Annotated in this window: 12 protein-coding genes; 4 read left to right on the top strand and 8 right to left on the bottom strand. The window is 71.7% G+C overall.

Annotation, left to right across the window (positions count from 1 at the left end; genetic code table 11):
* The first annotated feature begins 145 nt into the window (after nt 1-145).
* Together ABZU43_RS29375 and ABZU43_RS29370 are read left to right on the top strand one after the other, a co-directional pair.
* Complete coding sequence (locus ABZU43_RS29375) at nt 146-1,171, top strand: MmpS family transport accessory protein (RefSeq protein ID WP_355009647.1); 1,026 nt, start codon at nt 146-148, stop codon at nt 1,169-1,171.
* A 79-nt stretch (nt 1,172-1,250) separates the two neighbouring features.
* Nucleotides 1,251-2,408, top strand: a complete 1,158-nt coding sequence (locus tag ABZU43_RS29370) for a pyridoxal phosphate-dependent aminotransferase (RefSeq protein ID WP_355009670.1) — start codon at nt 1,251-1,253, stop codon at nt 2,406-2,408.
* Here the strand turns inward: ABZU43_RS29370 and ABZU43_RS29365 are convergent.
* A complete protein-coding gene (locus tag ABZU43_RS29365) occupies nt 2,374-3,024 on the bottom strand; it encodes a PadR family transcriptional regulator (RefSeq protein ID WP_355009646.1) in 651 nt (216 codons plus the stop codon). The genes ABZU43_RS29370 and ABZU43_RS29365 overlap by 35 nt on opposite strands.
* Before the next feature lie 73 nt (nt 3,025-3,097).
* Between ABZU43_RS29365 and ABZU43_RS29360 the strand changes: the two genes are divergently transcribed.
* Both ABZU43_RS29360 and ABZU43_RS29355 read left to right on the top strand, forming a co-directional pair.
* Entirely contained in the window at nt 3,098-5,923 is a 2,826-nt protein-coding gene (locus ABZU43_RS29360; RefSeq protein ID WP_355009645.1) for an ABC transporter permease, read from the top strand.
* 5 nt (nt 5,924-5,928) lie between these two features.
* Nucleotides 5,929-6,675, top strand: coding sequence for an ABC transporter ATP-binding protein (locus ABZU43_RS29355; RefSeq protein WP_355009644.1), 747 nt, complete (start codon nt 5,929-5,931; stop codon nt 6,673-6,675).
* Nucleotides 6,676-6,692: 17 nt separating this feature from the next.
* Here ABZU43_RS29355 and glmM read toward each other — a convergent pair whose 3' ends face one another.
* The 7 genes from glmM to ABZU43_RS29320 all read right to left on the bottom strand — a co-directional run bounded on the left by glmM (nt 6,693) and on the right by ABZU43_RS29320 (nt 12,197).
* A complete protein-coding gene (gene glmM / locus ABZU43_RS29350) occupies nt 6,693-8,048 on the bottom strand; it encodes a phosphoglucosamine mutase (protein WP_355009643.1) in 1,356 nt (451 codons plus the stop codon).
* Between the two features lie 120 nt (nt 8,049-8,168).
* Nucleotides 8,169-8,651, bottom strand: a complete 483-nt coding sequence (gene rpsI / locus ABZU43_RS29345; protein ID WP_355009642.1) for a 30S ribosomal protein S9 — start codon at nt 8,649-8,651, stop codon at nt 8,169-8,171.
* 20 nt (nt 8,652-8,671) lie between these two features.
* Entirely contained in the window at nt 8,672-9,115 is a 444-nt protein-coding gene (gene rplM / locus ABZU43_RS29340; RefSeq protein ID WP_053653864.1) for a 50S ribosomal protein L13, read from the bottom strand.
* Between the two features lie 209 nt (nt 9,116-9,324).
* On the bottom strand, nt 9,325-10,707 hold the full coding sequence (locus ABZU43_RS29335) for a nitrate/nitrite transporter (RefSeq protein ID WP_355009641.1): 1,383 nt from the start codon (nt 10,705-10,707) through the stop codon (nt 9,325-9,327).
* A 164-nt stretch (nt 10,708-10,871) separates the two neighbouring features.
* Entirely contained in the window at nt 10,872-11,165 is a 294-nt protein-coding gene (locus tag ABZU43_RS29330; RefSeq protein WP_091402325.1) for a hypothetical protein, read from the bottom strand.
* A complete protein-coding gene (locus ABZU43_RS29325; protein ID WP_091403518.1) occupies nt 11,155-11,412 on the bottom strand; it encodes a DUF6364 family protein in 258 nt (85 codons plus the stop codon). The genes ABZU43_RS29330 and ABZU43_RS29325 overlap by 11 nt, the downstream gene beginning before the upstream one ends.
* 89 nt (nt 11,413-11,501) lie before the next feature.
* Nucleotides 11,502-12,197 (bottom strand): methyltransferase domain-containing protein, encoded by a 696-nt coding sequence (locus ABZU43_RS29320; RefSeq protein ID WP_355009640.1) that lies wholly within the window; start codon nt 12,195-12,197, stop codon nt 11,502-11,504.
* Nucleotides 12,198-12,280 lie beyond the last annotated feature (83 nt).

Genomic DNA, 12,280 nt, shown 5'->3' with positions numbered 1-12,280 from the left:
CAACGGGACGAGCGTCACAGGCCCCTCGCGCCCCGCTCCTCAGGGCGGGGTTGCGACACGCCTTCGGGTGCGGAAGTCTCTCGGCGGGTTTGGCGCTCCCGTCCACGGCCCGTTCGTCCCATACCCACTCCCGCCCGGAGCAGCCATGTCCGACGCGACGCCGCCCGACCCGACCCCCTCGTCCGCTCCGGACCCGGCTTCCCAGGCACTTCCGCCGGACCCGACGGCGCCGCCGTCCACGGCTTCGTCTCCGGCCCCCGACCCGCTGGCGCCGGGCCAGCCGTGGGCCCCGCAGGCCCCCTGGGAGCCACCCCCGCCGGCCGCGCCGTGGACGCCGTCGCCGCCCGCCACCCAGTGGACGCCGCAACCGTCCGCGACGCCGTGGTCGCCCGACCCGCAGACACCCCCGTGGTCGCCCGACTCCTCAGGCCCGCCGTCGGCCGGATCGCCACCGCCGATCGGGTGGCCCACGCCCGACGGGCAGCCGCAGACCGCTGGCTGGCCGCCGCCCGGCACCGGCTATCCGCCGCCCGGCTATCCGCCCCCCGGCACCGGCTGGCCGCCGCCCGGTTATCCGCCGCCCTACGCCTACCCCGGGTATCCGCAGGTCCCTGGCAAGACGACCACGAGCAGCGGGCGGATCGTCGGGATCGTCGTCGCGGCCGTCGTGGCACTCGTCCTACTGGTGTGTGGTTGCCTCTGCGTGGCCGGCCTGTGGCTCGACCAGGCAAACCCGGACCCGGTCGCCGAGGAGCCGTGGGTCGTCCCCGACGACGACGGCTGGACGGAGCCCACCACCGGGCCGATCATCCCGGAGCGACCCACCGCCCCGCAGCCGCCCACCACGTCCCCCACCCCCAGCAAGAAGCCGATCACCCGACCGACCTCAGGACCGGCACCCGTGACGGTGGTCTACCAGCTCAGCGGGTCGGGTGTCGTCGACCTGGCGTACTTCGACGCCGAGAGCGATCTCATCCACGTCGACGGCCAGAAACTGCCCTGGCGCACCACCATCCGCACCAACGGCAAGACCAGGGTGATGGTGGAGGCCAGATGGGCCGACGACGAGGGTGAGAGACCACTCGACTGCACAGTCACGGTCACCGGTGCCGGCAAGCCGGTCGTCGACAAGACCCGGGGCTACTGGGCGACCAGTTGCGGGCGCGACTGAGGCTGGGGTCCGAGCCGGGTATGGCCGTAGGCTGGCACAGGTGACGACGAGCACCGATGTCGACCCGCTGGTGGCCCGGATGCGGCCGTTCGGAACGACGATCTTCGCCGAGATGTCCGCCCTCGCCGTACGCACCGGCGCGGTCAACCTCGGCCAGGGGTTTCCCGACACCGACGGCCCACCGGAGATGCTGGCCGCCGCCGCCGAGGCGCTGCGCAACGGGCAGAACCAGTACCCGCCCGGCCCGGGGATCCCCGCCCTGCGCGCGGCCGTCGCGGCGCATCAGCGGCGGTTCTACGACCTGGCGTACGACCCGGACAGCGAGATCGTGATCACGGCGGGCGCGACCGAGGCGGTCGCGGCGAGCATCCTCGCGCTCTGCGAACCCGGCGACGAGGTGGTGTGCTTCGAGCCGTACTACGACTCGTACGCCGCCTCGATCGCGTTGGCCGGCGCGGTCCGCCGGCCGGTGACGTTGCGCCCCTCGGCCGATGGCCGGTACGCCTTCGACCCGGCGGCGCTGCGTGCGGCGTTCGGCCCGCGTACCCGGCTGGTGCTGCTGAACTCGCCGCACAACCCGACCGGCAAGGTCTTCACCCCGGCCGAGTTGGCGCAGGTCGCCGAGTTGTGTCAGGAGTTCGGCGCGTACGCGGTCACCGACGAGGTGTACGAGCACCTGGTCTTCACCGACGCGTCGAGCCCGCACGTGCCGCTGGCCAGCCTGCCCGGGATGCGGGAGCGGACGCTGCGCATCTCGTCGGCCGGCAAGACGTTCTCCTGCACGGGGTGGAAGGTCGGCTGGGCGAGCGGCCCGGCGGCGCTGGTCTCGGCGCTGCTCCGGGTGAAGCAGTTCCTCACCTATGTCAACGCCGCGCCGCTGCAACCGGCGGTGGCCGTGGCGCTGGCCCTGCCGGACGCCTACTACACCGGCTTCCGGGACGGTCTCCAGCAGCGGCGGGACCAGCTCGTCGGTGGTCTGACCGACGCCGGTTTCGAGGTGCTCGACTCGGAGGGGACGTACTTCGTCACCGCCGACATCACCGCCCTCGGCGGCCGGGACGGGGTGGAGTTCTGCCGCTCGTTGCCGGAGCGCTGCGGTGTGGTGGCGGTGCCCACCCAGGTCTTCTACGACGACGTCGACGCGGGCCGGCGGCTGGTCAGGTTCGCCTTCTGCAAGCGCCCGGAGGTGCTGACCGAGGCGGTCAGCCGGCTGCACGCTCTGGGCCGGAGCCGCTGACCCGCCCCGAGCCGCTGACCCGCCCGGAGCCGGTCGGTCCCGGGTCGGTCGCCGACTGATCGGCTGTCGACGTCGCGAGTCGGCTGAGCAGTTGACCGTCGTCACCGAGCAGCACCGCCTCGGCGTCGTCCACGAACGACAGGTCCGCGCTCACGTGCCGGCTGGCCGCGGTGAGCAGCAACCCGACCACCGGGTCCTCGGCGGCCCGCCGCAGGCCGTCCAGATTGCGCAGCTCGCGCAGCAGGTGGCCACGCTGGTTGCTCAGCACCGCGCGGACCGTGGCTGCGGAGCCGGACCGGGCGGCGGCGGTGACCTTGAGGAAGAAGTCGTCCCGGAATCCGCCGCTGCGCGGGCTCGGCTCCGTCAGCCACCGCGCCAGCTCCGCGCGGCCGGCAGGGGTGATCTCGTAGACCACCCGATCCGGCTTGATCGGCTGCGGTTGCCGTTCGGCGACGACCAGTTCGTCCCGGGAGAGCCGGTCGAGGATCTGGTAGAGGTGGCCGATGTTCAGCGGCCCCCACTGCGGGCCGACGGCGGCTTCGAACGCGCCCTTGAGCTGGTAGCCGTGGCTCGGGCCACCAGCGAGCAGGGCGAGGACAGCGTGCTGGATCGCCATGTCACCTCCGGTACGGGTCTTGCATTGTCACAATGTATCGCGCAGAGTGGGAGTCAGCACACGGGGAGGCGCGATGCTCGGCTTCATCTGGAGACAGCTGCGCGGCCGTGCGGGGCGGTCGGTGGCGCTGCTGGTCGGCGTGCTGGTGGCCACCACCGGCTTCGTGGTCCTGACCGGCGCCACCACCACCTCTCGTCTGGACGTCACCGGCACGGTCGAGCGCAACACCCAGGTCGCCTACGAAATCCTCGTCCGTCCCAAGGGGACCCGCACGCCGCTCGAAGCCGAGCGCGGGCTGGTCCGCCCCAACTATCTCTCCGGACTCTTCGGTGGCATCACCACCGAGCAGTACGAGCAGGTGACGACGGTCCCCGGCATCGAGGTGGCGGCCCCGATCGCGATGCTCGGCTATTCCACCACCCTGCTACCGACGCCGATCGACCTCACCGGCGCCGTCGACCGCTCGTTGGACCAGCAGCTCATCCGGGTCGACCCGACCTTCCACGCCGAACGGGGTCTCTCCAGCGCGCCAGGCAAACCCCGGTACGTGTACGTGACCACGAAGCCGTTGATCTACCCCCGGATCGACTGGGAGACCCTCGGTGACGCCGTGCCGTACTCCGATGGGCGGTCCTACCCCTGGTCGGACACCTGCGGGCCGGTCCCCCGCGAGGTGCAGCCGGACGGGCGCAGCCTTCCCATCTGCGATCCGGGATACGCGCTGCTGGGCAACCCGGGCACCTACTCCGAGCGCGAGGACTGGTCCCTGCACGCCGTCCAACTGCTGCCCGACGGCCGGTTCCAAGCCGACGCCTACGTGCTCGCCACCGACCGGGACGGCTCCGCCACACCCACCGACCGGCTGGTGATGGCGTACGACCTGACAGTGCCGTTCCTCCTGGCCGCTGTGGACCCGGCGGCCGAGGAACAACTCGTCGGGCTCGACGATGCCGTGGTCACCGGTCGAGCCGTCCGCACGGACGACAGGGTCGCCGTCAACCGCCGGGGCTCGGCGGACAATCACGAGGTCCCGGTCCTCGTCACCAACCGACCCTTCATCGACGAGTCGCTGGCGGCCAGGTTCACCCGGCTCGCGATCAGCCCCGCCGGGGTGGAGGCGATCGACCTGGAGAAGACCTTGAACCGCCCCGGGGGGACTCCCGCCGGGTCCGCTCGGTACGACCTCACCGCCGGGCACAAGGCGATGCTCACCGAGGAGCTCTCCATGGCCGGGTGCTGCCACGGCCAACTTCAGACGGTCGTGCAGTCGACCGAGGTGCAGTACGACCCGCTACCCGACGGCAGCCTGCGGGCCCGCCAGCAACCGCCCGGCGACCCTGAGGTGTACGGCAAGTTGGAGACGTACAACCCGCTGCCCCGACCCTGGCTCGCCGACGACACCGGTTCCCGGTCGATACGGGCGCTGCCGCTAGCTGTGAGCGCGAACACCGCCAATCGTTTCTGGCGGGCTGTCGGTGTCTTCGACCCGGGCCGGCTGGCCGGGTTCAGTGACCTCGGCCAACTGCCGCTGGAGACCTACCAGGCGCCGACGGCAGAGGGTGCCGACGACCGCAGCCGGGCAGCGCTGGGCGGCCAGCCGCTGGCACCCAGCGGCAATCCCGCAGGCTATCTCTCCGCGCCGCCGCTGCTGCTCACCAACCTCGGCAGCGTGCCGAAGATCCTGGAGGGTGGCGGCGGGCCACAGGCCAAGGCCCCGATCAGCGCTGTCCGGGTACGGGTGGCCGACGTGGACGGCTACAGCGCGCGGTCGGCCGAGCGGGTCCGACTGGTCGCCGAGCAGATCGCGGCACGTACCGGGCTGGACGTCGACATCACCCTCGGCTCGTCGGGGGCGCCGCAGACAGTGGAGCTGCCCGCCGGCTCGTTCGGCCGGCCGATGCTGCGGTTGACCGAGAACTGGTCGGCGCTCGGTGTGGCCTCGATCATCACCCAGGCGGTGGACCGTAAGAGCCTGGTGCTCTTCGTGCTGGTGCTGGTGGTCTGCGTGCTCTTCCTCGGCAACGCGGTCAGCGCCGCCGTCCGGGACCGGCGCTCCGAGCTGGCGGTGCTGTCCTGTCTCGGCTGGCCGGTCCGCCGCATCGCGGCGCTGATCCTGGGCGAGGTCGCCCTGCTCGGGCTCATCGCGGGTCTGCTCTCGCTGATTCTCACGATCCCGCTCGGAATCGCGCTCGGCATCGACGTCGACTGGCGGCGGTCCGCCCTGGCCGTACCCGTGGCACTGCTGCTCGCGGTGGCCGCGGGCCTGGTGCCGGCGCTGCGGGCCGCGCGCACCCACCCGGCCGCCGCCCTCCGCCCCATCGTCGCTCCGGCCCGCTGGGTACGCCGGCCACGCACCCTCTTCGGGTTGGCGCTGGTGAATCTGGCCCGCACCCCCGGGCGCACGTTCCTCGGCGCCGGCGCGCTGGCCATCGGGGTGGCCGCGCTGACGCTGGTCACCGCCGCCGCGTGGGCGTTCCGGGGCGCGATCGTCGGCAGCGTGCTCGGCGACGTGGTCTCGCTGAGCGTGCGCGGCGCGGACACCGTGGCCGCAGCGGCCACAGTGCTGCTCGGTGCCGCCGCGGTGGCGGACGTGCTCTACCTGAACATCCGCGACCGGGCCGCCGAGTTGGCCACCCTGCGGGCGATCGGCTGGACCGACGCCGCCCTCGGCCGGCTGGTCGGCTACGAGGGGCTGGCGCTGGGGCTCGTCGGTTCGACGACCGGCGCGGTGATCGGCCTGGTCAGCGCGGGTTGGCTGATCGGCGCCCTTCCCGGCGCGCTGGTCCTGGTGGCCGCACTGGTCGCGCTGGCGGGCACGCTGGTGAGCGCCGTCGCCGCGCTGGTGCCCGCCGCCCTGTTGCCGCGCCTACGACCCGCCCGACTTCTGGCAGAGGAGTAGCAGTCATGAGCGAGCAGATCGGTAGCGCGATCTCGGTCGACCACCTGACCCGGCGATTCGGCACCGGGGCGGACCAGCTGACCGCTGTCGACGACGTGTCAGTGTCCGTCGCGGCCGGCTCGGTGGTGGCGTTGACCGGGCCGAGCGGGTCGGGCAAGTCGACGCTGCTGCATCTCATCGGCGCGATCGAGCAGCCCGACGAGGGCACCGTGACCGTCGACGACGTGGTGGTCAGCGACCTGCGCCGGGCCGCACTGGCCCGCTACCGGCAACGGGTCGGGTTCGTGTTCCAGCGCTACCACCTGCTGCCCGCACTCAGCGTGCTGGACAACGTGATCGCGCCGGTCCTCCCCCGGCGGGGCCGGGCCGACCACGCGACCCGAGCCCGCGAGTTGCTCGACGCGGTCGGCCTGGCCGGGCGGGAGCGCGCCCTGCCCGCGCAGCTCTCCGGTGGCCAGCAGCAACGGGTCGCCATCGCCCGCGCCCTGATGGGGGCGCCGGGCCTGCTGCTGGCCGACGAGCCCACCGGCAACCTCGACTCCACCACCGGCGGGCAGATCCTCGACCTGCTGCTCGACCTCCGTGACCGGCACGGCATGACCATCCTGCTGGCCACCCACGAACAGGCCATCGCTGCCCGCTGTGACCGACTGGTCCGACTGACCGACGGACGCGTCACCGAGGACCTCGACCTCACCGACGGCGAGGACCCCGCCGACACGTACGAGCGGGCGGCCCGACTGCGGTTGTGACGCCGCCCGAGGTGGCCTCAGGCGACCGGGCTCGCGGTGCGGACCAGCTCGGCGATCCGCTCGGCGACCTCACGGGCGGTCGCCTCGGTGGCCGCTTCGACCATCACCCGGACCAGCAGTTCGGTGCCCGACGGGCGCAGCAGCACCCGGCCGGTCTCCCCCAGCTCCGCCTCGGCCCGCTCGACCTCGGCGCGTACCGCGGGTGCGGCGGCGCCGACGGTCCGGTCGCCGACCGGCACGTTGATCAGCACCTGGGGCAGCTTGGTGACCACCGAGGCCAACTCGGCGAGGGACTGGCCGGTGGCCGCCATCCGAGCCATCAGGTGCAGGCCGGTCAGCACCCCGTCGCCGGTGGTGGCGTGCGCGGGCATCACGATGTGGCCGCTCTGCTCACCGCCGAGCGCCAGCCCGGAGGCGCGCAGCTCCTCCAGCACGTACCGGTCACCGACCTTGGTCTCGATCAGGCGGATGCCCTGCGCGGACATCGCGAGCCGCAGCCCGAGGTTGCTCATCACGGTGGCCACCAGGGTGTCCTGGGTGAGCGTGCCGGCGTCCCGCATGGCCAGCGCGAGGATCGCCATGACCTGGTCGCCGTCCACCTCGTCGCCGTCGGCGGTGACCGCCAGGCAGCGGTCGGCGTCGCCGTCGTGGGCGATGCCCAGGTGAGCGCCGTGCTCGACCACGGCGGCGCGCAGCGCGTCGATGTGGTTGGAGCCACAGTCGTCGTTGATGTTCAGCCCGTCGGGCTCCGCGTGGATGGCGATGACCTCCGCGCCGGCCTCCCGGTAGGCGACGGGGGCGACCTCGGCGGCTGCGCCGTTGGCGCAGTCGACCACGACCTTGATCCCCTCGAGCCGGTGCGGAACGGTGCCCACCAGGTGCTGGACGTAGTGGTCGGCACCGTCGAGCAGGTCGTGCACCCGGCCGACGCCGGCACCGGTCGGCCGGTCCCAGGCGGTGGTGGCGTTCGTCTCGACAGCCGCCTCGATCTGCATCTCGATCTCGTCGGGCAACTTGTGTCCGCCGGCGGCGAAGAGCTTGATGCCGTTGTCCGGCATCGGGTTGTGCGACGCGGAGAGCATCACACCCAGGTCGGCCTTGGCCTCGGCGGTGAGGAACGCCACCGCCGGGGTGGGCAGCACGCCGACCCGCACCACGTTGGCACCGGCGCTGGTCAGCCCGGCGACCACGGCGGCCTCCAGCATCTCGCCGCTGGCGCGGGTGTCGCGACCGACGACGGCGAGCGGCGGATGGCTGCGGTCCGTCTCGGCGAGTGTGTGCGCGGCGGCCACCGCGAGCGCCAGCGCCAATTCCGGGGTGAGATCCGCGTTCGCCCGCCCGCGTACGCCGTCCGTGCCGAACAACCGACCCATACCCGCCAACCTCCGAAAGTGCACTGCCAGTGAGGAGAAAGCGGAACGGCCGACCCGCCTCCCCCCAACGAGGGGGAGGCGGACCGGCCGTCCGTCAGAAGTACAACGCGCTGGGAAAGATCAGCGCTTCGAGTACTGGGGAGCCTTACGGGCCTTCTTGAGGCCGTACTTCTTGCTCTCCTTGACCCGGGCGTCACGGGTGAGGAAGCCGGCCTTCTTGAGGGCCGGGCGGTCGTCCGGCTCGTTGATGATCAACGCGCGGGCGATGCCCAGCCGGAGCGCACCGGCCTGGCCGGTGGTGCCGCCGCCACGCAGGTTGGCGATCACGTCGAACTGCTCGAGCTTCTCGGCGGTGACCAGCGGGTCCTTGATGAGCTGCTGGTGCACCTTGCTCGGGAAGTAGGACTCGAGGTCCTGGCCGTTGCAGGTGATCTTGCCGGTGCCCGGGATGATGCGGACCCGGACGATGGCCTCCTTGCGGCGGCCCACGGTCTGGATCGGCCGGTCACCACGAGGCGCGCGGGCAACGGGCGCCGGCGCCTCGGTGGCCTCGGGGGCTTCCGGAGCTTCCGGGGCGACCTCGGTCTCGATGATGTCGGTCATGCTGCTTCCTTCGCCCGCGCTCACTGCGCGATCTGCTTGATCTCGAACGGCACCGGCTGCTGCGCGAGGTGCGGGTGCTCGGCACCGGCGTAGACCTTCAGCTTCTTGATCAGCTGACGGCCGAGCTTGTTGTGCGGGAGCATCCCCTTCACAGCCAGCTCGATGGCCCGCTCGGGACGCTTGGTCAGCAGCTCGTCGTAGCCGATCTGCTTCAGACCACCCGGGTAACCCGAGTGGCGGTAAGCGACCTTGGTCTGGCGCTTGTTGCCGGTCAACGCAACCTTGCCCGCGTTCACGATGACGACAAAGTCGCCCGTGTCGACGTGCGGCGCGAAAGTCGGCTTGTGCTTACCACGCAGCAACGTGGCGGCGTGGGTGGCCAGGCGGCCCAGCACGACATCAGAGGCGTCGATGACGTGCCACTGACGCTCGATCTCACCCGGCTTCGGGCTGTACGTACGCACAGGTCTACCTTGTCTCGTCGTCGGTCTGGGGTCGCGCGCCGAGGTGACCAGATCTAGCAGGCCGGACCAGCGCGCACGAACGACCAAGCGTACCTGAAGGGGCACGCCTCTGGATGTCGTACAACAGCAGGCAACGATACCCGGCGCCCGGTCCGCAGGTCAAAACGGGGGTGCGGTCCCGCGCGGCGACGCGCCGAGGGTGTCTCAGCTCACACGTTGGTGAGTCGACCGGCCCTCGGACGGCGGTAGACCACCCAGGTGACCGCGAAGCACAACGCGTACCAGCCAATGAAGGCAAGGTAGGCGGCGTCGGCGTTGCCCGAGCTGAGGAACGACTGGCGGAACGCGATGTTGACCAGCACCCCGCCGAAGGCGCCGATCGCACCCGCGATGCCGATCAACGCGCCGGTCATCCGCCGCGCCCACCGCGCGGCGGCCTCCGGATCACGCTGACCCGTGGCCACCGCGTCCGCCGACCGGGCCCGGAAGATCGCCGGGATCATCTTGTACGTGGAGCCGTTGCCGACGCCGGAGAAGACGAAGAGGGCGAGGAACCCCGCGAGGTAGAGCCCGAACGAACGCTCCCGGGCCGCGTACAGCACTGTGCTCGCGCCGGCCGCCATCGCCACGAAGTTCCAGAAGGTCACCCGTGCCCCGCCCAAGCGGTCGGCGAGGTGCCCACCCAGCGGCCGGATCAGCGAGCCGACCAGCGGGCCCAGGAACGTCAGCCAGGCGGCGTCGACCGGGGTCGGGAACCGCTCGGCGAACTGGAGCTGGAGCACCTGCCCGAAGGCGAACCCGAAGCCGATGAACGAGCCGAAGGTGCCGATGTAGAGCAGCGACATCACCCAGGTGTGCGGGTCGCGGGCCGCCTCCCGCAACGCGCCCGGCTCGTTGCGCGCGCCGGGCACGGTGTCCAACCAGCGGGCCGCCGCCAGCGCGGCCAGCACGATCAGCGGCAGGTAGACCGCCGGCACCAACCGGGGGTACGCGGCACCAGCGGTGGCGAGGACGGCCAGGCCGACGAGCTGCACGGCGGGTACGCCCAGGTTGCCGCCACCGGCGTTGAGCCCGAGCGCCCGTCCCTTGAGCCGCTGTGGGTAGAACAGGTTGATGTTCGCCATCGAGGAGGCGAAGTTGCCACCGCCGACCCCGGTGAGGCAGGCGAGCACCATCAGGGTGGTGTAGGACACGCCGGGTTCCAGCAGCACCGTCATCGGGACGGCGGGCACCAGCAACAGCAGTGCGCTGATGATCGTCCAGCGTCGTCCGCCGAAGCGGGCCACCGCCAGCGTGTACGGCAGTCGCAGCACCGCGCCCAGGGCGGCCGGCACGGCGGTGAGCAGGAATTTCCCGGCCGGATCGATGCCGTACGCGGGGCCGAGGAAGAGCACGGTGACCGACCAGAGACTCCACACCGAGAAGCCGACGTGCTCCGCGAAGATGGAGACCCAGAGGTTGCGCCGGGCGATCGGCGCGCCGGTGGCCTGCCAGAAGTCCGGGTCCTCGGGGCGCCAGTCGTGCAGCGGCTGCCGACGACCGGTGACGGCGGGCGGCTCGGCGCTGACTACGGTGCTGGTGAGCGTGCTCACGGCGGCTCCTCCTCGTCGATGTGACGAGCAGAAACGCTAGGAACGGCCGGTTACCTGGCAGTGCCCGTCGCGGGTCGGGCCGGAAACGTCGATCGCACCACGGGCCGGCGGCGATGGTGAGCACGCCACCGGGGGCGGCGTGCGCAGAGCTGCCACCCTTGCGGTCAGAGCTGCTGGAGGATGCGCAGCGCCCGACCGACCCGGAGCATGGTGTCGGTGTCGGCAACGTCCACGCACGCGGTGAACCACTTCTTCATGGGCGAGGAGATCCGGTCGGGCATCACCACGTACCGGCCCATCGACACGGCGAGCGGCGAGTCCCGCAGGAGCGATTCCTCGACCACCTCGACCACGATCACGATGGGCACGTCGGTGGAGTTGTAGACGTCCGAGCTGATCACGAGGCCGAGGCGTTCCCGGGCGCCTTCGATGCGCCAGATCTCACCCCTACGCAGCACGCGGCCGTCCGCCGGAGAACAGGTCGTTGACCATGCCCACCTCGCGGGCGTCGGCGAGCGCGGCAGACTCCAGATCCAGGCTGGCGCGGCCCACGGCGGCGGCGTGCGCGGTGAAGACCTCGCGCAGCGCCTTCTCCCGGGCGGCCTGGTCCATCCATGCGGAGAGCGACAGCCCTTCGCGCTTGGCGAACCGCCGCGCCTCCTCGATGGTCTCGTCCGTGAACGAGAGAGTCACCTTGGCAGTCATGCCGAGCAGATTACCCAGAGGTATGACCGACAGTCATCCCCGCGCTCACCGGCTCGTCCCCGGGCGGCGAAACGCACATTCCGCCGGGCTCACCCGGCCCGGCCGCCGAACACCGCGAAGCGCCACTCCTTGAAGTAGCAGTCGACGTCGACCAGGCCCGCCTCGGCGAGCCACCGACACTGGTCGGCCACTGTCGCCGGGCGGTCGTGGCGCATCCGCTCCCGGGAAGCAGCGATCTCGTCGGGGGACGAACCCAGCTCGGTGATCCGTTGCATCCACACCTCGTCGTAGCGCCGGTCCAGTTCCGGCGTCGGGCCGGCCACCTGCTCGGCGTTGACGAACACCCCACCCGGTGCCAACGCGGCGGCGGCGCGCCGGTACAGCACGCGCTTGCCGGCGTCGTCCAGGTGGTGGATCGCCAGCGCGCTGACCACCGCGTCGTACCGGCCCGGCGGCAGTTCGTCGGCCAGGTCGGCGTGGACCGTTCGGTGTGGCACGGACCGCGCGTCCAACTGGTCGGTGGCGCGGGCGAGCATCGCCGGCGCTCCGTCCACCAGGGTCAGCCGGACTCCGGGCACCGCCGCGGCGAGCAGCAACGAGAGCAGGCCGGTGCCCGCGCCCAGGTCCAGAACCTGCGGGGTACGCCCGGCGGCGAGCGCGGCCCGCAACGGCGGCGCGGCCACCTGGACGGCAGTGCCGTAGAAGCTGTCGAAGCACGGCACCAGCCGCCTGCGCGCCTCGTCGTACGTGCCGGCCACGGCGTCGAAGACGTCCGTCACGCTCATCGCTGTCTCCCAACAAGTGAGACGATTTTCCCACATTATAAGCACCGCAGGGGTGAGCGGACCTCATCCTGGACACACGAATG

This window comes from Micromonospora sp. NPDC005205 (genome assembly GCF_040608275.1).
Taxonomy (GTDB): domain Bacteria; phylum Actinomycetota; class Actinomycetes; order Mycobacteriales; family Micromonosporaceae; genus Micromonospora.
This window is presented reverse-complemented; position numbering and strand designations above follow the sequence as displayed.

Bases quoted from the DNA above. Each gene is read 5' to 3' on its own strand.
- ABZU43_RS29365 (WP_355009646.1), bottom strand. From the start codon at position 3,024: ATGGCGATCCAGCACGCTGTCCTCGCCCTGCTCGCTGGTGGCCCGAGC.
- ABZU43_RS29375 (WP_355009647.1), top strand. From the start codon at position 146: ATGTCCGACGCGACGCCGCCCGACCCGACCCCCTCGTCCGCTCCGGAC.
- rpsI (WP_355009642.1), bottom strand. From the start codon at position 8,651: ATGACCGACATCATCGAGACCGAGGTCGCCCCGGAAGCTCCGGAAGCC.
- glmM (WP_355009643.1), bottom strand. From the start codon at position 8,048: ATGGGTCGGTTGTTCGGCACGGACGGCGTACGCGGGCGGGCGAACGCG.
- ABZU43_RS29370 (WP_355009670.1), top strand. From the start codon at position 1,251: ATGCGGCCGTTCGGAACGACGATCTTCGCCGAGATGTCCGCCCTCGCC.
- ABZU43_RS29325 (WP_091403518.1), bottom strand. From the start codon at position 11,412: ATGACTGCCAAGGTGACTCTCTCGTTCACGGACGAGACCATCGAGGAG.
- ABZU43_RS29360 (WP_355009645.1), top strand. From the start codon at position 3,098: ATGCTCGGCTTCATCTGGAGACAGCTGCGCGGCCGTGCGGGGCGGTCG.
- ABZU43_RS29355 (WP_355009644.1), top strand. From the start codon at position 5,929: ATGAGCGAGCAGATCGGTAGCGCGATCTCGGTCGACCACCTGACCCGG.
- ABZU43_RS29320 (WP_355009640.1), bottom strand. From the start codon at position 12,197: ATGAGCGTGACGGACGTCTTCGACGCCGTGGCCGGCACGTACGACGAG.